The following is a 21297-nucleotide window of genomic DNA, read 5'->3' as shown; positions in this document are numbered from 1 at the left end:
AACCGTCCGGGTTGCCTTGTTATGTCATCACCGGAACGTAGTGATGTGTGTATGTGTTTCTGTTGGCCGCGCGTATCCTGCCGTAAGCAGTGCTCGCACACAAACGATTTAACACTGCATTTACATCAAATTCATCCCTGGTTTTATACGTCTTTCGTATAGGTTGCACTCGCTCACGCTTTTACGGGTTGCACCTTTTAAAAGTGTTAAGTCCCGCATAAAAACAGGCCTCTCATCCAGAAGCCAGCACTTTTTTCCAGCTAACCATCTCTTAACAATCCATTCATTTTCTGGGTTGCAAACCAGGTCACATTTAACACGGTTGCACAAAGTTGCAACATGGTGGATATTTCACGCTATCGATAGCACACGACGACAGAACAACAGGAGCTTTGGCATGGGTATGACCACCATGGGGGTTAAGCTGGATGACGCAACCCGCGAACGGATTAAGACCGCAGCAACCCGCATTGACCGCACGCCGCACTGGCTAATCAAGCAGGCGATTTTTAACTACCTCGAAAGACTCGAAAGCGATGAGGGGCTGCCAGAGCTGCCCGCGCTGCTGGCGGGTGCAGCCAATGAAAGTGATGAGGTTTCCGCCGCTGCTGACGAAAACCATCAGCCGTTCCTTGAATTCGCCGAGCAGATCCTGCCTCAGTCGGTCAGTCGCGCCGCCATTACCGGTGCTTACCGTCGTGCCGAAACCGACGCCGTACCGATGCTGCTGGAGCAGGCCCGTCTGCCAGAAGCCATTGCCTCTCAGGCGCACAGCCTGGCGTATCAGCTTGCCGACAAACTGCGTAACCAGAAAAATGCCACCGGCCGCGCCGGAATGGTACAGGGTCTGCTGCAGGAGTTTTCCCTCTCCTCTCAGGAGGGCGTAGCGCTGATGTGTCTGGCGGAAGCGCTGTTGCGTATTCCTGACAAAGCCACCCGTGACGCACTGATCCGCGACAAAATCAGCAACGGTAACTGGCAGTCACACATTGGCCGCAGCCCGTCGCTGTTCGTCAACGCGGCGACCTGGGGCCTGCTGTTTACCGGCCGACTGGTCTCGACTCATAACGAAGCCAACCTCTCTCGCTCCCTGAACCGCATCATCGGCAAGAGCGGTGAACCGCTGATCCGCAAAGGCGTGGATATGGCGATGCGCCTGATGGGCGAGCAGTTTGTTACCGGCGAAACCATCGCGGAAGCGCTGGCCAACGCCCGTAAGCTCGAAGATAAAGGTTTCCGCTACTCTTACGACATGCTGGGTGAAGCGGCGCTGACCGCCGCCGACGCGCAGGCTTATATGGTCTCTTACCAGCAGGCGATTCACGCCATTGGTAAAGCGTCAAACGGTCGCGGTATTTATGAAGGCCCGGGGATCTCCATCAAGCTCTCGGCCCTGCATCCGCGCTACAGCCGTGCGCAGTACGACCGGGTGATGGAAGAGCTCTATCCGCGCCTGAAATCCCTGACCCTGCTGGCGCGCCAGTACGACATCGGTATCAACATCGACGCCGAAGAGGCCGACCGCCTGGAGATCTCCCTCGATCTGCTGGAAAAACTGTGCTTCGAGCCGGAACTGGCAGGCTGGAACGGGATTGGTTTCGTTATCCAGGCGTATCAGAAACGTTGTCCGTTCGTGATTGATTACCTGATTGACCTGGCAAGCCGCAGCCGCCGTCGCCTGATGATCCGCCTGGTGAAAGGCGCCTACTGGGACAGCGAGATTAAACGCGCCCAGATGGAAGGTCTGGAAGGCTATCCGGTCTATACCCGCAAGGTTTACACCGATGTCTCATACCTTGCCTGCGCGAAAAAACTGCTCGGCGTGCCGAACCTGATTTACCCGCAGTTTGCCACCCATAACGCCCACACTCTGGCGGCCATCTACAGCCTGGCCGGTCAGAACTACTATCCGGGTCAGTATGAGTTCCAGTGCCTGCACGGCATGGGTGAACCGCTGTACGAGCAGGTCACCGGTAAAGTGGCGGATGGCAAACTGAACCGTCCGTGCCGTATTTATGCCCCGGTGGGCACCCATGAAACCCTGCTGGCGTACCTGGTGCGTCGTCTGCTGGAGAACGGGGCGAACACCTCCTTCGTTAACCGTATCGCCGATACCACCCTGCCGCTTGACGAGCTGGTTGCCGATCCGGTGCAGGCGGTTGAGAAGATGGCGGCCCAGGAAGGTCAGATTGGCCTGCCGCATCCGAAGATCCCGCTGCCGCGTGAACTGTACGGCAAAGGTCGCGTGAACTCCGCGGGCCTGGACCTGGCGAACGAACACCGTCTGGCCTCCCTCTCCTCCGCCCTGCTCAACAGCGCGCTGCAGAAATGGCAGGCCAAACCGATTCTGGAGCAGCCCGTCGCTGATGGCGAAATGCAGCCCGTGATTAACCCGGCGGAGCCAAAAGATATCGTCGGCTACGTGCGGGAAGCAACCGAAGCAGAAGTGGATCAGGCGCTGGACAGCGCGGTGAATAACGCGCCAATCTGGTTCGCGACGCCGCCGCAAGAGCGTGGCGCCATTCTGGAACGTGCTGCGGTGCTGATGGAAGACCAGATGCAGTCGCTCATCGGGATCCTGGTGCGCGAAGCAGGTAAAACCTTCAGCAACGCCATTGCCGAAGTTCGTGAAGCGGTCGACTTCCTGCACTACTACGCAGGCCAGGTTCGTGATGATTTCGATAACGAAACCCACCGTCCTCTCGGTCCGGTGGTGTGTATCAGTCCGTGGAACTTCCCGCTGGCGATCTTCACCGGCCAGATTGCCGCCGCACTTGCCGCAGGCAACAGCGTGCTGGCAAAACCGGCGGAGCAGACCCCGCTGATTGCCGCTCAGGGTATTAACATTCTGCTGGAAGCGGGCGTGCCTGCGGGTGTCATACAGCTGTTGCCGGGCCGCGGTGAAACGGTCGGGGCGAAACTGACCGCCGATAACCGTGTGCGCGGCGTGATGTTTACCGGCTCGACTGAAGTGGCCTCCCTGCTGCAGCGCAACATCGCCACCCGTCTTGATGCGCAGGGGCGTCCAACGCCGCTCATCGCTGAAACCGGCGGCATGAACGCCATGATCGTCGACTCCTCCGCGCTCACCGAGCAGGTGGTGGTCGATGTTCTCGCCTCCGCCTTCGACAGCGCGGGCCAGCGCTGTTCCGCCCTGCGCGTGCTGTGTCTGCAGGATGACGTGGCAGACCACACGCTGAAGATGCTGCGCGGCGCGATGGCCGAATGCCGCATGGGTAACCCGGGCCGTCTCACGACCGATATCGGGCCGGTTATCGACGCGGAAGCCAAAGCAAATATCGAAAACCACATTCAGACCATGCGCGCCAAAGGCCGTCCGGTCTTCCAGGCCGTGCGTGAAAACAGCGAGGATGCCCGCGAGTGGCAGACCGGCACCTTTGTGCCGCCAACGCTGATTGAACTGGCCAGCTTCGACGAGCTGAAAAAAGAGGTCTTTGGCCCGGTATTGCACGTGGTGCGCTACAACCGTAACAACCTCAACGAGCTGATTGAACAGATTAACGCCTCCGGCTATGGCCTGACCCTCGGCGTGCATACCCGCATCGATGAGACCATCGCTCAGGTGACCGGCAGCGCTAAAGTAGGCAACCTGTACGTCAACCGTAACATGGTCGGCGCGGTGGTGGGCGTACAGCCGTTCGGCGGTGAAGGTCTGTCAGGTACCGGTCCAAAAGCCGGTGGTCCACTCTACCTGTACCGTCTGCTGGCAAACCGTCCGGACAATGCGCTCGGCGTGACGCTGGCACGTCAGGATGCCGAACGTCCGGTGGACGCGCAGCTGAAGGCCGTGCTGACACAGCCGCTTGAAGCGCTCATCACGTGGGCAGAAAAACGCCCGGAACTGCGCGCTGTCGCACAGCAGTATGGCGAACTGGCGCAGGCGGGTACGCAGCGCCTGCTGCCGGGGCCAACCGGTGAGCGCAACACCTGGACGCTGATGCCGCGCGAGCGTGTGCTGTGCGTGGCGGACAACGAGCAGGATGCGCTGGTTCAGCTGGCCGCTGCTGCTGCAACCGGTTGTGAAGTGCTGTGGCCGGAAGATGCACTGCATCGTGACCTCGCGAAACAGCTGCCGAAAGCGGTCTCTGCCCGCATTCATTTTGCGAAGCCCGATGCCCTGCTGACTCAGCCGTTTGATGCCGTTATCTATCACGGTGATTCCGACCAGCTGCGCGAACTGTGCGAGCAGGTGGCGGCCCGCAGCGGTGCGATTGTTTCGGTACAGGGCTTTGCCCGCGGCGAAACCAATCTGCTGCTGGAACGTCTGTACGTTGAGCGCTCGCTCAGCGTGAACACCGCGGCGGCGGGCGGTAACGCGAGCCTGATGACAATCGGTTAATCGTGTAAAATATCCCCGGTGGCACTACGCTTACCGGGGTGACAAAAAAAACCAGGGCCGGATAAGCACAGCGCATCCGGCTTTTTTACATGGAGGGGATGATGAAAAGATATCTGATCGCGGGGGCTGCATTGCTGCTGAGCGCGAACGCGCTGGCAGAAGAATGCGCAAATGCGACCACCCAGCTTGAAATGAACACCTGTACGGCGCAGCAGTACCAGGCAGCCGATAAAAAACTGAATCAGACGTATCAGGCTGCCATCAAACGCGCAGAAGCCCCACAGCGTGAGCTTCTGAAAAAGGCGCAGCAGGCGTGGATTGCCCTGCGCGATGCCGACTGCAACTTTATCGGGTCGGGTACTGAGGGAGGCAGCGTCCAGCCGATGATCATCAGCCAGTGCCTGAACGAAAAAACCGTTGAGCGTGAAGCGTTTCTTGCCTCACTGATGCAGTGTGAAGAGGGCGATTTAAGCTGCCCTCTTCCGCCGGGAAACTAACGCACGCGGATCCCTTCAATGATCATCTGCTGAACGTTTTCCAGCGTGCTGTGGAAAAACGCCTCATCCTGGAGCGTTTTACCGGTCACCGCTTCAACCTGGGCCGCAAAGTCAGCGTAATGCTGAGTGGAGGCCCAAATCATAAAGATCAGATGATGCGGGTCAACTGGAGCCAGCTTCCCGCCCGCCACCCATCCGGCAATAATGGCCGATTTCTCGTCAACCAGCTGTTTTAAATCCCCGGTCAGTTCCGCCTGCAACAGCGGTGCGCCCTGCAGCATCTCCAGGCAGAACAGCCGTGACGCCTGCGGATAATCACGCGACACCTCCAGCTTCAGGCGAATGTACTCCCTGATCGCCACCAGCGGGGCAAGCTCTTCGCGAAACGCCTTGAGCGGCGCCAGCCAGATATCGAGGATCTGTTGCATCACCGCAATATAAAGCGCCTCTTTCGACGGATAGTAGTAGAGCAGATTCGTTTTCGACACCCCGGCCTGTTCCGCCACCTGCTCAAGGCGCGTGCCATGAATACCAAACTGCGAAAAGGTCTCCAGCGCCGCACCGAGGATGGCCTGCTTCTTCGCACTGACCGCCTGCGAACGTTTACCGGGTGTTTTCACTGCACCTTGTGTCATTCCCGCTCTCCATATTTTGCGTTGCCATCAGCATAGCAAAACCCCTCACCGACCACGACACTCTGCACTCCGATCGCGCATGAATGCCTGTTTTCTGTGCAATGTTTTTGACCATTTAGTCCACATTTGCATACCTCAATTAACCAACCATTGATTAACACATTAATAACAAAGCCATTTTCAAAACTGGCATTGCCTTTGCAAACCCCTCTTTACCTGCAACGTCGTAAAGAGAGGTTCGTGATGAAAATTGGCGTATTTGTACCTATCGGCAACAACGGCTGGCTAATCTCGACCACCGCCCCGCAATACATGCCTACTTTTGAGCTGAATAAGGCCATTGTGCAAAAGGCGGAGCACTACCATTTCGATTTTGCGCTTTCGATGATCAAGCTGCGGGGTTTCGGCGGCAAAACCGAATTCTGGGATCACAACCTGGAGTCCTTCACCCTGATGGCCGGGCTGGCAGCCGTCACCTCGCGCATTCAGATCTACGCGACGGCCGCCACCCTCACCCTGCCGCCGGCGATCGTTGCCAGAATGGCCTCCACCATCGACTCCATCTCCGGTGGTCGCTTTGGCGTTAACCTGGTTACGGGCTGGCAAAAACCTGAATATGAGCAGATGGGGATCTGGCCGGGCGACGAGTATTTCTCCCGCCGCTACGACTACCTGACCGAGTATGTGCAGGTGCTGCGCGATCTCTGGGGCACCGGCAAAAGCGACTTCAAAGGTGACTACTTCACCATGAACGACTGCCGCGTCAGCCCGCAGCCTTCCGCCCCGATGAAAGTGATCTGCGCCGGGCAGAGCGACGCAGGAATGGAATTCTCCGCTAAATACGCCGACTTCAACTTCTGCTTTGGCAAAGGCGTGAATACCCCTGCCGCCTTCGCCCCGACTGCGGCACGCATGAAAGAGGCCGCGGACAAAACCGGTCGCGATGTGGGTTCCTATGTCCTGTTTATGGTCATTGCCGACGAAACCGACGACGCCGCCCGCGCGAAATGGGAACGGTATAAGGCGGGCGCGGACGATGAAGCGCTGAGCTGGCTCACCGAACAGAGCCAGAAAGATACCCGTTCCGGCTCGGACACCAACGTCCGTCAGATGGCCGACCCGACCTCAGCGGTCAACATCAACATGGGCACGCTGGTCGGTTCCTATGCCAGCGTCGCCAGAATGCTCGATGAAGTGGCCGCCGTGCCCGGTGCGGAAGGCGTGCTGCTGACCTTCGATGAGTTCCTGACCGGTGTGGAAACATTCGGCGAGCGCATTCAGCCGCTGATGCAGTGCCGCGCCCACATTCCTGCCATCACAAAGGAGGTTGCGTAATGACCACGCTTGCAGCACGTCCGGAAGCCATCACCTTTGCGCCGCACCAAAGCGCCCTGATTGTGGTGGATATGCAAAACGCCTATGCCAGCCAGGGCGGCTATCTGGATCTGGCGGGATTTGACGTCTCCACCACCCGACCGGTGATTGAGAACATTCAAACCGCAGTCAACGCAGCCCGCGCGGCAGGCATGCTGATCGTCTGGTTCCAGAACGGCTGGGACGATCAATATGTGGAGGCCGGTGGCCCGGGCTCTCCCAATTTCCATAAATCGAACGCCCTGAAAACCATGCGCAAACGGCCCGAACTGCAGGGCACACTGCTGGCGAAAGGCAGTTGGGATTACCAGCTGGTGGATGAGCTGGTGCCAGAGGCAGGCGATATCGTGCTGCCCAAACCGCGCTACAGCGGCTTTTTCAACACCCCACTCGACAGCCTGCTGCGCAGCCGGGGGATCCGTCATCTGGTCTTTACCGGCATCGCTACCAACGTCTGCGTGGAATCCACCCTGCGCGACGGCTTCTTCCTGGAATATTTTGGCGTGGTGCTGGAAGACGCCACCCATCAGGCCGGGCCGGCGTTTGCGCAGCAAGCGGCCCTGTTCAACATCGAAACCTTTTTTGGCTGGGTCAGCAACGTCGCGGATTTTTGCGACGCCCTGAATCCACCATTAGCCCGTATTGCCTGAGGAACAAGACCATGCCGAAATCCGTGATTATTCCGCCAGGAACCAGTACCCCGATTGCCCCGTTCGTGCCCGGCACGCTGGCCGATGGTGTGGTGTATGTATCCGGCACGCTGCCGTTTGATCAGCACAATAACGTGGTCTACCCCAACGACCCAAAGGCGCAAACCCGCCACGTGCTGGAGACGATCAAAAAAGTGATCGAAACAGCGGGTGGCACAATGGAGGATGTGACGTTCAACAGTATCTTTATCACCGACTGGAAAAACTACGCCGCGATTAACGACATTTACGCCGAATTCTTTCCCGGTGATAAACCGGCCCGGTTCTGCATTCAGTGTGGGCTGGTGAAGCCAGATGCGCTGGTTGAAATCGCGACCGTTGCACACATCGCAAAGTGAGGCGGCCATGAAGCTCTCTGTCTCACCTCCCCCTTACGACGGCGCGCCCACGGTTGTCCTGATTGCCGGGCTTGGCGGGGGCGGCAGCTACTGGCTACCGCAGCTTGCCGTCCTGGAGCAAGAGTACCAGGTGGTGTGCTACGACCAGCGCGGGACGGGCAATAATCCCGACGTGCTGCCGGAAGCCTACAGCCTGGCGATGATGGCCGACGAGCTGGCCCGGGCGCTGAATGCCGCCGGGATCGTTCGTTACTGCGTCGTGGGTCATGCGCTGGGGGCGCTGATCGGCCTGCAGCTGGCGCTCGACCACCCCGATGCCCTCAGCGCGCTGGTGTGCGTGAACGGCTGGCTCACTCTGAATGCTCATACCCGACGCTGTTTCCAGATCCGCGAACGCCTGCTTCATGCAGGCGGCGCACAGGCGTGGGTAGAGGCACAGCCGCTGTTTCTTTACCCGGCCGACTGGATGGCCGCCCGCGCGCCGCGCCTGGAGGCCGAAGAGGCCCTGGCACTGGCCCACTTCCAGGGCAAAAACAACCTGCTGCACAGGCTGAATGCCCTGAAGAAAGCGGACTTCAGTCGCCATGCGTCACGCATTCACTGCCCGGTACACCTCATCTGCTCCGCCGACGATCTGCTCATCCCTGCGGTCTGTTCCACTGAGCTGCAGGCGGCCATCCCCGGCAGCCACAAGGTGGTGATGCGCCAGGGCGGGCACGCCTGCAACGTCACCGAGCCAGAAACTTTTAATACGCTGCTGCTGAACGGGCTTGCCAGCCTGCTGCACAGCCCTGAACCCGCTTTATAAGGAGCCCTGATGAGCGAAGCGATTACCCCTGGCGCGCTGGCATCACTGTTTACCGGCGCACGCACCCATAACGGCTGGCAGGCGATCCCCGTCAGCGACGAGACGCTGCGCGAGATCTACGACCTGATGAAATGGGGTCCCACGTCCGCCAACTGCTCGCCAGCGCGGATTGTGTTTGTACGAAGCGCTGAGGGAAAAGAAAAACTGCGCCCGGCGCTTTCCAGCGGCAACCTGGAGAAAACCCTCACCGCCCCGGTCACGGCGATTGTCGCCTGGGATAGTGAATTTTATGAACGCCTGCCCGTCCTGTTCCCCCACGGGGATGCGCGGAGCTGGTTTACCTCAAGCCCGGCGCTTGCCGAAGAGACCGCCTTTCGCAACAGCGCGATGCAGGCGGCTTACCTGATTTTCGCCTGTCGGGCACTGGGGCTCGATACGGGCCCGATGTCAGGCTTTGATCGCCAAAAAGTCGACGACGCGTTTTTCACCGGCACGTCGCTGAAAAGTAATCTGCTTATCAATATTGGCTATGGCGATACCAGCAAACTCTACGGCCGTTTGCCGCGTCTGGCCTTTGAAGACGCATGCGCACTGGCATAAGGAGCCACCATGAAGACACCCGATAAACAAACCTTTCGTGATGCCATGGCCTGCGTCGGTGCGGCGGTCAATATCATCACCACCGACGGTCCTGCCGGGATGGCGGGTTTCACCGCCAGCGCGGTGTGCAGCGTAACGGATTCACCGCCCACGCTGCTGGTATGCCTGAACCGTGGCGCATCCGTCTGGCCGACCTTCAGTGAAAACCGCACCCTGTGCGTCAATACCCTGAGCGCCGGACAAGAGCCGCTATCAAACCTGTTTGGGGGGAAAACCCCGATGGACGAGCGCTTCGCCGCCGCGCGCTGGGAGACCGGCGAAACGGGGTGCCCGCGTCTGGAGGAGGCGCTGGCCTCGTTTGACTGCCGTATCAGCCAGGTGGTGAGCGTGGGCACGCACGACATCCTGTTTTGCGACATCGTTTCGATTATTCGCCACCCCGCGCCGCAAGGGCTGGTGTGGTTTGACCGCGGCTATCACGCGCTTATGCGACCCGCCTGTTAACCCTCCTTAAGGAGTCAGCTCATGGCAATGTTCGGTTTTCCCCACTGGCAGTTGAAATCGACCTCTACGGAACCTGGCGTGGTCGCGCCGGATGAAAGGCTCCCGCTCGGGCCAACCTTAGTGATGGGGGTTCAGCACGCGGTCGCGATGTTCGGCGCAACGGTGCTGATGCCCATGCTGATGGGGCTTGATCCCAATCTGTCTATTCTGATGTCGGGTATCGGTACCCTGCTGTTCTTTTTCATCACCGGCGGGCGCGTGCCCAGCTATCTTGGTTCCAGCGCTGCGTTTGTCGGCGTGGTCATCGCCACCACCGGCTTTAACGGTCAGGGTATCAACCCGAATCTGAGCGTCGCGCTCGGCGGCATTATCGCCTGCGGGCTGGTCTACACGCTGATTGGCCTGGTGGTCATGAAGGTCGGGACGCGCTGGATAGAGCGGATGATGCCTCCCGTCGTCACCGGGGCTGTGGTAATGGCAATTGGTCTGAACCTTGCGCCAATAGCCGTCAGAAGTGTCTCCGGTTCGCCCTTTGAAAGCTGGATGGCGGTGATCACGGTACTCTGCATTGGCCTGGTGGCGGTGTTTACGCGGGGGATGATCCAGCGACTGTTGATCCTGGTGGGGTTAATCGTTGCCTGTCTGGTGTACGCCCTGCTGGCAAACGTCTTCGGTCTGGGCAAGCCGGTTGATTTTACGCTGCTGCATAACGCCGCCTGGTTCGGCCTGCCGCAGGTGACGTCTCCGGTCTTTAACACGCAGGCGATGATGTTAATTGCGCCGGTTGCGGTGATCCTGGTGGCAGAAAACTTAGGCCATCTGAAAGCCGTTGCGGGTATGACCGGGCGCAGCATGGACCCTTACATGGGCCGCGCCTTTGTCGGCGACGGTCTGGCTACCATGCTCTCCGGCTCGGTCGGCGGCAGCGGCGTAACGACCTACGCTGAAAATATTGGCGTGATGGCAGTGACCAAAGTTTACTCCACCCTGGTCTTCGTGGCGGCAGCGGTGATGGCGATGCTCCTCGGGTTCTCACCGAAATTCGGCGCGCTGATCCACACCATTCCCGCACCGGTGATTGGTGGGGCATCGATTGTGGTATTTGGTCTGATTGCCGTTGCCGGGGCACGCATCTGGGTGCAACATCGTGTCGATCTGAGCCAGAACAGCAACCTGATTATGGTGGCGGTCACGCTGGTGTTAGGGGCGGGAGATTTTGCCCTGACGCTGGGCGGCTTCACCCTTGGTGGGATTGGCACCGCAACCTTTGGCGCAATCCTGCTTAACGCCCTGCTAAGCCGCCGGGAAGCGGCCGCACCGCAGGGCGACGTGGTACATCAGGACTCTTGATTTATCGCAGCGCTGTCACGCTCTGGCAGCGCTTTTTTCTTCCGTTTCAGCTTCAGCTCACTCACCAGCACGCCGGCGACAATAAACGCCGCACCCACCAGCGCCAGCAGCGGTAAACGCTCTCCGTCGATACGCCCGAAAATGCCCGCCCATACCGGTTCACCGGTATAGATAACCGTCGCACGCGTCGGGGAAACGCTGCGCTGCGCCCAGTTCATGGTGACCTGGATAATGGCGCTAAAGATGCCCAGCCCCAGCGCCACTACAACCAGCCCGGTGGACATCGGCGGAACAGACTCCCCTGCCGGCACCATGGTGGCAAAAGCCACCAGCGACGCGGTCGCCAGCTGAACCACGGTGACGCGCTTGACGTCCACTTTGCCAGCCCAGGCGCTGATCAGAATAATTTCCGCGGCAATCGCGATAGCGCCCACCAGCGTAATGATTTCGCCCGGCCCCAGCGCCAGCAGGTTGTTTTCCGGCCCGGCAAGCAAGATAAGGCCAATAAACGCCAGCACGATCCCCGTGCAGGACATCAGACCCGGTATTCTCCCCAGACAGAGCCATTGCAGTAACGGCACCAGCGGCACATACATGGCGGTGATAAACGCCGATTTGCTGCTGGTGATGGTCTGTAATCCCCACGTCTGCAGACTGTAGCCCATGGCAATCGCAACCCCAATGGCCACCCCGGCCTTCAATTCTTTAAGCGTCAGCCCACGCAAGGTTTTAAGTGAGAGTAATCCCACGGCAATCGCCGCCGTCGCAAAGCGCAGGCCGACAAAAAAGAACGGACCGCTCAGCGTGACCGCGTACTGGACGGCGAGAAAGGTTCCGCCCCAGAACATGGTGATCAGAATGAGAAGGGCTTCCTGAGGTTTGACGGAGAATGTGAAACGGGAGAGAGACATGCGGCACCAGCAAATAAGCATCAATCCTCTAGTGTGCGATGCCTTTGATTACAGTTCAATGTTGCAGAAATAAAAAACCGCCGGGAGATCCCGGCGGCAGGGTATCAGCCCGGCGTATTACTTATTACTGCCATGACTGTTTTTGCCCCCTTTTTTGCCAGCTTCTGATGCGCGCTGAGGGTCATTTTTGAAATTCCCCCCGCTAGACTGGCCACCTTTACGACCTGCTTCTGATGCTCTTTCACGGTCTTCAGCGAAATTACCTGAACCACCACGATGGTTTGCCATCTCTAACCTCCAGAGTGTGAAACATTAGACATCATATTGCATTCAGTAAAAGAGGATTCTTTCACCGCGCGGCTGAAGGACAGTGCCTTTATCTGTGCCGCGTGAAATTAAGCTTAGTGGAATGCGGCTATCCGGCAAGTCAGAGGTAATATTCTGCAACATGATCTCAGCCATTCGGGTGAGATTACGCGACGGCCATTTATAAGCCTTTCTTATCATTTTAAAAATCCGCAGCGGGAAAGTTGTTTCATTTTGCTACAAAGCGCTTTTGTATCCATATTGTTATAAATCAAAGAAATGCCGTTCATTTTTGCAGTCTGGCTGTGATGACATATCTTTAAATGAACGCAGCGATCCGCTGTCAGAAAACACAAACGAGGAGTGATGCAAAATGGCAAAAGTTCTGGTGCTCTATTATTCCATGTATGGACACATTGAAACCATGGCTCACGCGGTAGCAGAAGGTGCAAACAGAGTGGACGGCGTAGAAGTTGTGGTGAAACGCGTACCGGAAACGATGCAGGCTGAGGCGTTCGCCAAAGCCGGGGGGAAAACACAAAATGCCCCGGTTGCCACCCCGCAGGAACTGGCTGATTACGATGCCATTATTTTCGGCACCCCTACCCGATTTGGCAATATGTCAGGCCAGATGCGGACCTTCCTCGATCAAACCGGAGGACTTTGGGCATCCGGAGCGTTATACGGCAAACTCGCCAGCGTCTTCAGCTCCACCGGGACCGGCGGCGGTCAGGAGCAGACGATTACGTCAACCTGGACTACCCTTGCTCATCATGGGATGGTGATTGTGCCGATTGGCTACGGCGCGCAGGAACTGTTTGATATTTCCCAGGTTCGTGGCGGGACACCGTACGGCGCCACCACCATTGCCGGTGGCGATGGCTCCCGACAGCCGAGCAACGAAGAGCTCACTATCGCCCGCTATCAGGGTGAGTATGTCGCAGGCCTCGCCAAAAAACTGAACGGCTAACTCAACAGGAGGACAAGTATGCCAACTCAAGAATCCAAAGCCCACCGCGTGGGTGAATGGGCAAGTTTACGCAACACCTCTCCGGAGATCGCCGAAGCCATTTTTGAAGTCGCGAACTATGACGAGAAGCTGGCAGAGCAGATTTGGGAAGAAGGCAGCGATGAAGTGCTGGAACGTGCCTTCGGGAAAACGGACAAAGACGCGCTCTTCTGGGGTGAGCAAACCATCGAACGTAAAAACGTCTGAACGTTTCCCCCCGCCTGAGCGGGGGGTTTTACCTATTTCGCCGCGTTATTCATCACCACATTGAATTTATCGATTGGGCAAAAACCGTTCGCATCAACCGGACACCCCTTCAGCTCCAGCGTCACACGCTGTGCCGGCGCATCCAGTGACAATACGCTGGCGTTACGCAGCTGGTCGGCGCTCTGATAGACATACTCAATCTTCATAAGCTCCTGGTTGGCGTTTTTATCATGCCAGCGCTGGAAAACAATTTTCCCGCCAATTGGCGTCCGCTCGTGCTGGTCATGCAGCTGGTACGGTTTGAAATCCAGCGCCGTAAGCAGCGACGCGATATTGGAATCATGCCCCACCAGCAGGGTGATTTTCGGCGCTTTCGCCTGCCCGGTGACGAGAGCCTGGTCGATATACTTCACCAGCGGTTTGGCCACGTTTTGCGCCACCTCGGTGGAGGTAAACAGCGAGTCCTGATAGCCATTTTTCAGCTGCGACAACACGCGCCACTGTTGATCGGTTTTAATTTCACCCCAGGCAACCTGGTCTGCCGGGAAGCCTTCGTAATACTGCAGCGTGAAGGCATCCACCAGCGAGTTACCGACTTTTAACGGCCCCGATACGCCAGGTTCTTTTTCATAGTCGGCGCTGAAGGTATCTTTCGCCTCTGCCAGCGAGCACACGTTCTTCTCTTTACAGGACGGTGAATCGGCGTAATTCGTCATCTGCTCCAGCAGCTTGTAGCTCTCGCCAAGCTGCATTTTCTGCCGCTCAGTCTCCATCGCCTTCAGCGCTTTTTCACGGAATGCAGGTGAGTTATCCGTAATCACCGGGTTAAAGGTCGGATCCATGGTGCCCATTTTTTCCTGATGATGCACAGGCACATCGCACCCCGGGAAGGCGCCGGTGATAAAGAACTGCGCGGTGGCGACAGTGCGCTGCAGGCTGTTGGCATAGGCATATACGCTATCCGCGGCCGGGCACTCGCCGGTTTTCACCATCCCCTGCTGTGCCAGCCACTCACGCATATAGTGGCCCATATAGACTTCAAGCACGCCACCTTTGGTGGTGAGCTGACCGCCTGGCACCTCCCATTCTGGCCACTGCTTCGGTGTGGATTGTTCGAGCACGCTGCCATTATTGGCGAGCGGCGCGCGCAAATTATGGCGACTCATGATTAAAACTTGTTCCAGCTGATACCCTTCCGGCGTCTCTTGCGCCTGCACGCCAGATGTCACTGCAATGGAACCGGCGATTGCCAGCGCGAGTAGTGCTTTTCTCATCCCTAATTCCTCACTCGTTTTAAAATGTCGCAGTGAGTGTGACAGATTCGTGACAATTTTCCGGGAAGCGTTTCGCAAACTGAGGATTACTTTTCAAGGCGATCGCCGTATTCGCTCATCCAGTCGGCCAGCGGGGAGAGCGCGCTCTGCAGGGTTAATCCCAGCGCGGTTATCTGGTACTCCACCCGCGGTGGGATCTCCGGGTAGATAGTGCGCGACACCAGCCCGCGCTGCTCAAACAGGCGCAACTGCTTCGTGAGCTCTTTTTGCGTGATGGGGGCGGCGGCGCGCAGCAGATCGCCAAACCGGACCGGTGCATTGAGCATAATCAGGCGATAGAGCACCGGGATGGCCCACTTACCGGAAATCAGGTTTACAAACTGCGTCATCGGGCAAAGATAAACCTCAGATTTTTTTTCACAGGGTATAGTGAGTGATTCCGCCATAGCACACCTCTTGCCTCATTAGTATCCAAATGGTACCTGGTTTCCTTTCGATACTAACGTTTCTATAGTGCTTTCTCCAGAGTCATTTCAGGAGAAGCACATGGGTCGTTTAGCAGGTAAATATACGCTGATTACCGGCGGCACTTCCGGTATTGGTCTCGCTACCGCGCAGGAATTTATTGCCGAAGGGGCGCACGTTGCTGTCACCGGACGTAACCCGGATACCCTTGCCGAAGCACAACGCATTCTGGGCGATAATGCCTGGGTTATTCCGACCGATGCGGGTGACATCGCCGCGCAAAAAGCGCTGGCGGACACACTCTCCTCTCGCTGGCCACGTCTTGATGCCGTGTTTATTAACGCCGGCGATGTGACGCACGGGCTGCTTGAAGAGTGGCAGGAAGACGCCTGGGATCGCCTGATGGGCATCAACCTTAAAGGACCGTTCTTTTTGATTCAGGCCCTGCTGCCGCTGCTCAATAATCCCTCCTCTGTGATCCTGTGCGGGTCCGTGAGCGCCCGCATCGGGCTGCCTGCCAGCAGCGTTTATGCCGCCAGCAAGGCGGGATTACTGTCGCTGGCACGCACGCTGTCAGGGGAGCTGTTGCCGCGCGGTATTCGCGTCAACGGCCTGAGCCCGGGTCCGGTAGAAACACCGGCATTTAATAAAACGGGGTTAAGCGAGGAAGCGCTCAAGGCGATGCTGGGGGATATCACCAAACTTGTGCCGCTGGGCAGAATGGGCACGCCGACGGAGCTGGCGAAAGCCGCGCTCTATCTTGCCTCTGACGAATCGCGCTATATGGTGGGAACGGAACTGCTGGTCGACGGCGGAATGGGAAACCTGTAGGTCAAAAGGCGCTGATGCCGGTGACGATGCCGACATACAGCGCCGCCCATACGACGGCTGAAATCAGGCTTACCGCGTAAACCTTCGCCGCGTTCAGTCTGAGCATGCCCGCTGCCAGCGGGACGATATAGCGCAGCACCGCCAGGAAACGCGCGGTAAAGAGCACCAGCACGCCGTTTTTCTGCAGCTGATGTTGTACCCGCAAAAATTTCTCGGCGTGCCGGGAGGTGAAGCGCGTGACCAGCCGCGTGTGGCCCATCAACTGGCCGATATGATAATTCAATACCGACCCTGTTGCGGCACCCGCCGCGACAGCCAGCCACGTCAGTCCCGGATGCAGGCTGGTCTGGCTGACGGTGATCCCTGCCAGCAGCATCACCGAGGCCGGCGGAAGCACGGAGGAAACCAGTACCGTAGACTTGCTCAGCGCGATGACGAAAAGCAGCGCGAACAGATGCGTCGGATAGAGCGCAAAATGATTCAGCAGATTGTCAAACCACGTCATATTCCACCCCGCAGCGTTCGTGATGCTGACCATTAGAAACGAACAACCTTAAATGGGGTATCAACCGCTCAGACCTCCAGCAGGAAGGCATTAACGGCACGCGAAAATGTCAGCGACATTAGAAACACAGAGGTGTGGAATTATACTCTCTTGAGCAATAACCACCGTCATTGATGAATAATCGATGTCATTAATACGCGGGATTAAATTATTGTTCTAAACGTTTCTTAAACGTCTTTTAAATTCCACAGCGCGATTTTTAAAGTGGCGTATTATCCCTCTCGTTTTACAACGATCTCGTTATGGCGAGGCTCCTGTACAAATACACGTTATCGCTCTGGTGGGTTCGAGAGAACCGGCACAGGGTAAAACAGGCACTGTCGAATCAAGGCTTTGTCAGTATAACTTCCCTTACGGGATACGGTGTACAGTGCTGAACCCAGGACGTGGGGATCTCCTCTTCGACATGCCCTGTCTTGCTCGCCCCTGAGAGATTTTATTATTCAAAGGGAATTCACTATGTCTTACGCTATTCACAATCAAAACCTGGCATTCAATGACAGCGCAATCGCGCAATATATGAATACCGATTTTATCGTCCTCGATATTTCATTATGCGTGGCGCTGGCACGCGAGCAATTTTTCGAAAAATTAAAAGACGATGATATTCCATCGCATATTTTCCTCGAAGATAACGGTCGGCTGGCAGGCATGGTTGCGGTGCGCAAACTGCTGCAGACCGCCGATACGGTACAGCCGGTGAAAACGCTGATGATTTCTCAGTTTCTGCAGGTCAAACCGGAAGACGAGCGTGCCGATGTCGCCGGGCTGCTGGCCCACGGCGAGGCGGATGTCGTGCCGGTGGTCACGCACGGTAAAGTGGTCGGCTGCCTGACCGAACGCGAAATCGCCCATCTGCTGGAAGATGATGTCACCGAAGATGCCCAGCTCCAGGGAGCAACGCTGCCGCTGGAAAAGCCGTATCTGGAAACCAGCCCCTTCAGCCTGTGGAAAAAACGCTCCGTCTGGCTGCTGCTGCTGTTTGTCGCTGAAGCCTATACCAGCTCGGTTATTCAGCACTTCGAAGAGGCGCTGGAATCCGCCATTGCCCTGGCCTTTTTTATTCCGCTGCTGATAGGGACCGGTGGGAACAGCGGGACGCAGATCACCTCCACGCTGGTGCGTGCAATGGCACTGGGTGAAGTGCGTCTGCGCGACGTTGGCCGCGTGTTACGAAAGGAGATGACCACCTCGCTGATGATTGCCGCCACGCTTGGTCTTGCCGGGTGTGTTCGCGCCTGGATGATGGGTATCGGGCTGGAAATTACCCTTATCGTCAGCCTGACGCTGGTCTGTATTACGCTGTGGAGTGCGATTGTCTCGTCAGTTATTCCGATGGTACTGAAGCGCTGCGGCATTGACCCGGCCGTCGTTTCCGCGCCCTTTATCGCGACGCTTATCGACGGAACCGGTCTGATTATCTACTTCAAGATTGCGCAGTACACGCTGGGGCTGGAATAAGAGTGCAGCACCTCACCCACCGGGTTGAGGTGCTCACCGTTTTACATATCGCCAAGATGATGTGCGATATCACGAAGCTGTTGCGCCAGCGCCTGCAGGTTTTTGCCCTTCTCACCTTTCGGCCCGGTCGACTGCCGCACCACCAGCCGGGCAGGCAAAATGGATGACATGCGCACGGCATTGTCTTCGCCACTGTCAAGAATGCGGCGCACCGCCTCTTTCCCCTGCAGATCCAGGTCCAGCGATACCGTGGTCAATGCCGGATAGAAGAATGAGCTTTCGTAGGTGTCATCGTAGCCAATCACCGATTTTTCACCCGGAATGGAAATCTGATGCTGATGGAAAGCACTTAGTACCCCCAGCGCCATCTGGTCGTTGGCCACCAGCACGGCAGAGAATTGCGGCGTCTCGCGCAGCATCTGCAACGCACCCGCGTAACCGCTCTGCGCGTCCCAGTTCCCGCGGATTACCGAGGCCGGCTCCAGACCGTAACCTTTCAGGGTTTCAATCCAGCTTTTCAGCCTGAGCTGCGCCGAGACAGAAGACGCAGGCCCCGCCAGCAACGCGATTTCCCGGTGCCCCAGTTCGTAGAGATATTTGACGCTGGCACGGGTGCCATCTGCCGGGTTAAACGAAACGTTAAACACGGAACTGTAAGGGTCAACGTCGAGGAACAGACAGACGATATCGTCGTTGTCCGTCGCGATTTTCTGCGCCTGCTCTGCTTCCAGCGGGACGTTGATGATCACCTTACTGACGAGCTGAGATTTCAGTTCATTGATCGAATCCTGGATGCTGTGGTTGACGTTCTCATCAATCATGGAGATCAACACCTGATACCCTTCCACATTTGCATAGCGTTTTACCGCCGCGGCGACCTGTGACGGCGCATGCAAAGCCAGCGAAATCGTCACCAGTCCGACGGTCTGGGTCTGCTTTCCGACCAGCTGCTGCGCCAGGCGGTTCGGGACATACCGCAATAACTCTATGGATTTCTCCACCTTGTGACGCGTGGCTTCGGATACATTGGCAGATTTATTCAGTACCCTGGACACGGTCTGATAGGAGACGCCCGCATGGCGTGCGACGTCCTCTAACGTTGCGCTTTTCGACTTCATGGTCCGGTTCCTTATGTTGTTATGCGCTGATTGTATCAGGGGCGATATAAAAAAACGCCCACTGGGCACGTCTGGCTGCCATAACACCATCAAAAAGTATTACGTTCACAATACTACATTTCTGGTCACACCTCATCAATCGTAACAAAATTGGCTATTTTATTTGCACTTAATCACAGATTAACGATCATACAATTGCCAGAAAAAAGGTTTAGGCATTTTATGACAGCGGATTTGTGAACGTATTACAAAACAATAAGAGGGTAACAATGAACACGACGATCCGCTCTGTATCTGTTGCGTTGGCTGCCGCGTTAGCGTCTCCTTCGCTGTTTGCAGCGTCTTCAGTACCAATTGATTTTCATGGATATCTTCGCTCCGGTGTGGGCGTCTCACGGGATGGTGGGATGGAGGAGTGGCAAAAAAATAAAATTGGCCGTCTGGGTAACGAGGCCGATACCTACGGCGAGCTGGAGCTGGGCTCAGAGGTGTACAAAAAGAACGATGTCAGCTTCTACCTCGACAGCATGGTGAGCATGGTCTCTGACGGCTCTAACGACAATGAAACCACCTTCGGCGACGATGCGCAGTTCGGGTTGCGTCAGCTGAATCTGCAGATCAAGGGGCTGATCCCCGGCGATCCGAATGCGGTGATCTGGGGCGGTAAGCGCTACTACCAGCGCCATGACCTGCACATCATTGACACCAAATACTGGAACATCTCAGGCGCGGGTGCCGGTATCGAAAACTACACGCTCGGACCGGGTGCAGTGTCCGTGGCCTGGATCCGTGGCGATGCCAACGACGTGGACTACCGCGTGGACGGCGATAGCGACGTTAATATCAACTACATCGACCTTCGCTATGCGGGCTGGAAGCCGTGGGCGGGTGCATGGACTGAAGTGGGCATTGATTACGCCATGCCAAACCCCACCAATAAGCAGAAAGAGTACGGTGGGCTGTATGAGGCCGACAACGGCGTCATGGTCACCGGTGAGATCAGCCAGGACATGTTAGGCGGCTACAACAAGCTGGTGCTGCAGTATGCGAACAAAGGCCTGGCGCAGAACATGGTGTCCCAGGGCGGCGGCTGGTATGACATGTGGAACTACGTGAACGACGCCAGCGGCTACCGTGTGATTAACACCGGCTTAATTCCGATTACGGACAAGCTCTCCTTCAACCACGTGCTGACCTGGGGCTCGGCGGATGACACCACGCAATTCACCGATAAATCGCGCCTTGTCTCTCTGGTGGGTCGCGCACAGTACCAGTTCACCGAATATGTGCGTCTGATTGGTGAAGTGGGCGGTTTCTACCAGAAAGATACCTACACCGATGGCTCCAGCTACAAGCAGAGCGGAGAGAAGTACACCCTCGCACTCGGACTGGCGGATGGGCCTGATTTTATGTCGCGTCCTGAACTGCGCGTCTTCGCCTCTTACCTGAATGACTCCGAGAAAGGACAATCCTTCGAAGACGGCACCGCAAATAATACCTGGAACGTTGGCGTGCAGGTGGAAGCCTGGTGGTAATGTTTATTTCCTGATATGCGTTAATCGTTATTGTATCTCCAACAACTGGCAGTCTATTCTCCTCGTTTGGGATAGCCATTATTTTGGCTATCCCTTTTTTATTATTAGTGATTAAAATGCGCATCTAATAATTGCCGCAAGGTATCAGACTGGCGGCCAAATATCGCATGCACCTGCTGGCCGATAATAATCACGCCCAGCGCCCCCTCCTGTTGTAACGCCTGCGTATCCACCTTATTTAAATCTTTTACCGTGACGCGCAGACGGGTAATACAGGCTTCAACATGTTCGATATTATCGTCGCCGCCGAATGCAGGAATTAAACGCTGAGTTATTTCACTGTCCATAATACGCCTCTCTGTTATGCAGATAAAAAAATGCCTGCTCATAGAGCAGGCGCCTTCAGATTGATTAGCCAGGGTTGTACAACGCGACGCCC

The 21297-nt window shown here is 56.8% G+C and carries 22 protein-coding genes and 1 riboswitch; of the genes, 14 read left to right on the top strand and 8 right to left on the bottom strand.

Annotation, left to right across the window (positions count from 1 at the left end; translation table 11 throughout):
* Window positions 1-397: 397 nt before the first annotated feature.
* Together putA and AC2FAP_RS02945 are read left to right on the top strand one after the other, a co-directional pair.
* A complete protein-coding gene (gene putA, locus AC2FAP_RS02950; RefSeq protein ID WP_138013722.1) occupies window positions 398-4360 on the top strand; it encodes a trifunctional transcriptional regulator/proline dehydrogenase/L-glutamate gamma-semialdehyde dehydrogenase in 3963 nt (1320 codons plus the stop codon).
* Between the two features lie 101 nt (window positions 4361-4461).
* On the top strand, window positions 4462-4857 hold the full coding sequence (locus AC2FAP_RS02945) for a lysozyme inhibitor LprI family protein (protein WP_020884714.1): 396 nt from the start codon (window positions 4462-4464) through the stop codon (window positions 4855-4857).
* Here the strand turns inward: AC2FAP_RS02945 and rutR are convergent.
* Window positions 4854-5492 (bottom strand): HTH-type transcriptional regulator RutR, encoded by a 639-nt coding sequence (rutR, locus tag AC2FAP_RS02940; protein ID WP_020884715.1) that lies wholly within the window; start codon window positions 5490-5492, stop codon window positions 4854-4856. The genes AC2FAP_RS02945 and rutR overlap by 4 nt on opposite strands.
* Window positions 5493-5735: 243 nt before the next feature.
* On the opposite strand from rutR, the gene rutA reads away from it, so the two are divergent.
* The 7 genes from rutA to rutG are packed head-to-tail and all read left to right on the top strand — an operon-like array spanning window position 5736 to window position 11176.
* A complete protein-coding gene (gene rutA, locus AC2FAP_RS02935; protein WP_025204484.1) occupies window positions 5736-6827 on the top strand; it encodes a pyrimidine utilization protein A in 1092 nt (363 codons plus the stop codon).
* Window positions 6827-7516, top strand: a complete 690-nt coding sequence (rutB, locus tag AC2FAP_RS02930; RefSeq protein WP_068794494.1) for a pyrimidine utilization protein B — start codon at window positions 6827-6829, stop codon at window positions 7514-7516. Before rutA ends, rutB begins: the two co-directional genes overlap by 1 nt.
* 11 nt (window positions 7517-7527) lie before the next feature.
* Window positions 7528-7914: a pyrimidine utilization protein C gene (gene rutC / locus AC2FAP_RS02925; protein ID WP_020884718.1), complete on the top strand. Its 387-nt coding sequence runs from the start codon at window positions 7528-7530 to the stop codon at window positions 7912-7914.
* 7 nt (window positions 7915-7921) lie between these two features.
* Window positions 7922-8722, top strand: coding sequence for a pyrimidine utilization protein D (gene rutD / locus AC2FAP_RS02920; RefSeq protein WP_020884719.1), 801 nt, complete (start codon window positions 7922-7924; stop codon window positions 8720-8722).
* A 9-nt stretch (window positions 8723-8731) separates the two neighbouring features.
* Window positions 8732-9322, top strand: coding sequence for a malonic semialdehyde reductase (locus AC2FAP_RS02915; protein ID WP_020884720.1), 591 nt, complete (start codon window positions 8732-8734; stop codon window positions 9320-9322).
* Between the two features lie 9 nt (window positions 9323-9331).
* The gene (gene rutF / locus AC2FAP_RS02910) at window positions 9332-9826 is read left to right on the top strand and encodes an NADH-dependent FMN reductase RutF (protein WP_063925104.1); all 495 of its coding nucleotides are present in this window, start codon (window positions 9332-9334) and stop codon (window positions 9824-9826) included.
* Between the two features lie 21 nt (window positions 9827-9847).
* Window positions 9848-11176, top strand: a complete 1329-nt coding sequence (rutG, locus tag AC2FAP_RS02905) for a pyrimidine utilization transport protein G (protein WP_014169495.1) — start codon at window positions 9848-9850, stop codon at window positions 11174-11176.
* Here rutG and AC2FAP_RS02900 read toward each other — a convergent pair.
* Window positions 11164-12087, bottom strand: coding sequence for a DMT family transporter (locus tag AC2FAP_RS02900; protein ID WP_163304474.1), 924 nt, complete (start codon window positions 12085-12087; stop codon window positions 11164-11166). The genes rutG and AC2FAP_RS02900 overlap by 13 nt on opposite strands.
* Before the next feature lie 117 nt (window positions 12088-12204).
* Window positions 12205-12375 carry a con-10 family general stress protein gene (locus AC2FAP_RS02895; RefSeq protein ID WP_001273664.1) on the bottom strand — a complete coding sequence of 57 codons (171 nt, stop codon included), beginning with the start codon at window positions 12373-12375 and terminating at the stop codon, window positions 12205-12207.
* Window positions 12376-12766: 391 nt separating this feature from the next.
* On the opposite strand from AC2FAP_RS02895, the gene wrbA reads away from it, so the two are divergent.
* Entirely contained in the window at window positions 12767-13363 is a 597-nt protein-coding gene (gene wrbA, locus AC2FAP_RS02890) for an NAD(P)H:quinone oxidoreductase (RefSeq protein ID WP_014169491.1), read from the top strand.
* Between the two features lie 18 nt (window positions 13364-13381).
* The gene (locus tag AC2FAP_RS02885; protein WP_014169490.1) at window positions 13382-13609 is read left to right on the top strand and encodes a YccJ family protein; all 228 of its coding nucleotides are present in this window, start codon (window positions 13382-13384) and stop codon (window positions 13607-13609) included.
* Window positions 13610-13641: 32 nt separating this feature from the next.
* On the opposite strand, the gene agp is transcribed toward AC2FAP_RS02885, so the two are convergent.
* Both agp and AC2FAP_RS02875 read right to left on the bottom strand, forming a co-directional pair.
* A complete protein-coding gene (gene agp, locus AC2FAP_RS02880) occupies window positions 13642-14883 on the bottom strand; it encodes a bifunctional glucose-1-phosphatase/inositol phosphatase (protein ID WP_047366235.1) in 1242 nt (413 codons plus the stop codon).
* Between the two features lie 86 nt (window positions 14884-14969).
* On the bottom strand, window positions 14970-15329 hold the full coding sequence (locus AC2FAP_RS02875; protein WP_020884724.1) for a winged helix-turn-helix transcriptional regulator: 360 nt from the start codon (window positions 15327-15329) through the stop codon (window positions 14970-14972).
* A gap of 100 nt (window positions 15330-15429) precedes the next feature.
* Here AC2FAP_RS02875 and AC2FAP_RS02870 point away from each other — a divergent pair, with 100 nt between their 5' ends.
* Window positions 15430-16179 carry an SDR family oxidoreductase gene (locus tag AC2FAP_RS02870; RefSeq protein ID WP_044857451.1) on the top strand — a complete coding sequence of 250 codons (750 nt, stop codon included), beginning with the start codon at window positions 15430-15432 and terminating at the stop codon, window positions 16177-16179.
* Between the two features lies 1 nt (window position 16180).
* On the opposite strand, the gene AC2FAP_RS02865 is transcribed toward AC2FAP_RS02870, so the two are convergent.
* Window positions 16181-16684: a DedA family protein gene (locus AC2FAP_RS02865; RefSeq protein ID WP_025204489.1), complete on the bottom strand. Its 504-nt coding sequence runs from the start codon at window positions 16682-16684 to the stop codon at window positions 16181-16183.
* Window positions 16685-16973: 289 nt separating this feature from the next.
* A riboswitch (M-box (ykoK) riboswitch) is annotated at window positions 16974-17143 on the top strand.
* 60 nt (window positions 17144-17203) lie between these two features.
* Here AC2FAP_RS02865 and AC2FAP_RS02860 point away from each other — a divergent pair.
* Window positions 17204-18205 carry a magnesium transporter gene (locus AC2FAP_RS02860; RefSeq protein WP_020884727.1) on the top strand — a complete coding sequence of 334 codons (1002 nt, stop codon included), beginning with the start codon at window positions 17204-17206 and terminating at the stop codon, window positions 18203-18205.
* Window positions 18206-18246: 41 nt separating this feature from the next.
* Here the strand turns inward: AC2FAP_RS02860 and AC2FAP_RS02855 are convergent, their stop codons facing one another.
* The gene (locus tag AC2FAP_RS02855; RefSeq protein ID WP_163304473.1) at window positions 18247-19323 is read right to left on the bottom strand and encodes a LacI family DNA-binding transcriptional regulator; all 1077 of its coding nucleotides are present in this window, start codon (window positions 19321-19323) and stop codon (window positions 18247-18249) included.
* Window positions 19324-19592: 269 nt separating this feature from the next.
* Between AC2FAP_RS02855 and AC2FAP_RS02850 the strand changes: the two genes are divergently transcribed.
* Window positions 19593-20858, top strand: a complete 1266-nt coding sequence (locus AC2FAP_RS02850) for a maltoporin (RefSeq protein ID WP_025204490.1) — start codon at window positions 19593-19595, stop codon at window positions 20856-20858.
* Between the two features lie 104 nt (window positions 20859-20962).
* Here AC2FAP_RS02850 and AC2FAP_RS02845 read toward each other — a convergent pair whose 3' ends face one another.
* On the bottom strand, window positions 20963-21205 hold the full coding sequence (locus AC2FAP_RS02845; RefSeq protein WP_025204491.1) for a PTS sugar transporter subunit IIB: 243 nt from the start codon (window positions 21203-21205) through the stop codon (window positions 20963-20965).
* Window positions 21206-21297 lie beyond the last annotated feature (92 nt).

Source organism: Enterobacter cloacae complex sp. 394I7, assembly GCF_057320345.1.
Note: the sequence above shows the minus strand (reverse complement) of the source record. Positions and strands in the feature narration are given on the sequence as shown.

What these genes read in the sequence shown, in the direction of transcription:
- putA (WP_138013722.1), top strand. Translation starts at nt 398, where the DNA reads ATGGGTATGACCACCATGGGGGTTAAGCTGGATGACGCAACCCGCGAA.
- AC2FAP_RS02945 (WP_020884714.1), top strand. Translation starts at nt 4,462, where the DNA reads ATGAAAAGATATCTGATCGCGGGGGCTGCATTGCTGCTGAGCGCGAAC.
- rutR (WP_020884715.1), bottom strand. Translation starts at nt 5,492, where the DNA reads ATGACACAAGGTGCAGTGAAAACACCCGGTAAACGTTCGCAGGCGGTC.
- rutA (WP_025204484.1), top strand. Translation starts at nt 5,736, where the DNA reads ATGAAAATTGGCGTATTTGTACCTATCGGCAACAACGGCTGGCTAATC.
- rutB (WP_068794494.1), top strand. Translation starts at nt 6,827, where the DNA reads ATGACCACGCTTGCAGCACGTCCGGAAGCCATCACCTTTGCGCCGCAC.
- rutC (WP_020884718.1), top strand. Translation starts at nt 7,528, where the DNA reads ATGCCGAAATCCGTGATTATTCCGCCAGGAACCAGTACCCCGATTGCC.
- rutD (WP_020884719.1), top strand. Translation starts at nt 7,922, where the DNA reads ATGAAGCTCTCTGTCTCACCTCCCCCTTACGACGGCGCGCCCACGGTT.
- AC2FAP_RS02915 (WP_020884720.1), top strand. Translation starts at nt 8,732, where the DNA reads ATGAGCGAAGCGATTACCCCTGGCGCGCTGGCATCACTGTTTACCGGC.
- rutF (WP_063925104.1), top strand. Translation starts at nt 9,332, where the DNA reads ATGAAGACACCCGATAAACAAACCTTTCGTGATGCCATGGCCTGCGTC.
- rutG (WP_014169495.1), top strand. Translation starts at nt 9,848, where the DNA reads ATGGCAATGTTCGGTTTTCCCCACTGGCAGTTGAAATCGACCTCTACG.
- AC2FAP_RS02900 (WP_163304474.1), bottom strand. Translation starts at nt 12,087, where the DNA reads ATGTCTCTCTCCCGTTTCACATTCTCCGTCAAACCTCAGGAAGCCCTT.
- AC2FAP_RS02895 (WP_001273664.1), bottom strand. Translation starts at nt 12,375, where the DNA reads ATGGCAAACCATCGTGGTGGTTCAGGTAATTTCGCTGAAGACCGTGAA.
- wrbA (WP_014169491.1), top strand. Translation starts at nt 12,767, where the DNA reads ATGGCAAAAGTTCTGGTGCTCTATTATTCCATGTATGGACACATTGAA.
- AC2FAP_RS02885 (WP_014169490.1), top strand. Translation starts at nt 13,382, where the DNA reads ATGCCAACTCAAGAATCCAAAGCCCACCGCGTGGGTGAATGGGCAAGT.
- agp (WP_047366235.1), bottom strand. Translation starts at nt 14,883, where the DNA reads ATGAGAAAAGCACTACTCGCGCTGGCAATCGCCGGTTCCATTGCAGTG.
- AC2FAP_RS02875 (WP_020884724.1), bottom strand. Translation starts at nt 15,329, where the DNA reads ATGGCGGAATCACTCACTATACCCTGTGAAAAAAAATCTGAGGTTTAT.
- AC2FAP_RS02870 (WP_044857451.1), top strand. Translation starts at nt 15,430, where the DNA reads ATGGGTCGTTTAGCAGGTAAATATACGCTGATTACCGGCGGCACTTCC.
- AC2FAP_RS02865 (WP_025204489.1), bottom strand. Translation starts at nt 16,684, where the DNA reads ATGACGTGGTTTGACAATCTGCTGAATCATTTTGCGCTCTATCCGACG.
- AC2FAP_RS02860 (WP_020884727.1), top strand. Translation starts at nt 17,204, where the DNA reads ATGTCTTACGCTATTCACAATCAAAACCTGGCATTCAATGACAGCGCA.
- AC2FAP_RS02855 (WP_163304473.1), bottom strand. Translation starts at nt 19,323, where the DNA reads ATGAAGTCGAAAAGCGCAACGTTAGAGGACGTCGCACGCCATGCGGGC.
- AC2FAP_RS02850 (WP_025204490.1), top strand. Translation starts at nt 19,593, where the DNA reads ATGAACACGACGATCCGCTCTGTATCTGTTGCGTTGGCTGCCGCGTTA.
- AC2FAP_RS02845 (WP_025204491.1), bottom strand. Translation starts at nt 21,205, where the DNA reads ATGGACAGTGAAATAACTCAGCGTTTAATTCCTGCATTCGGCGGCGAC.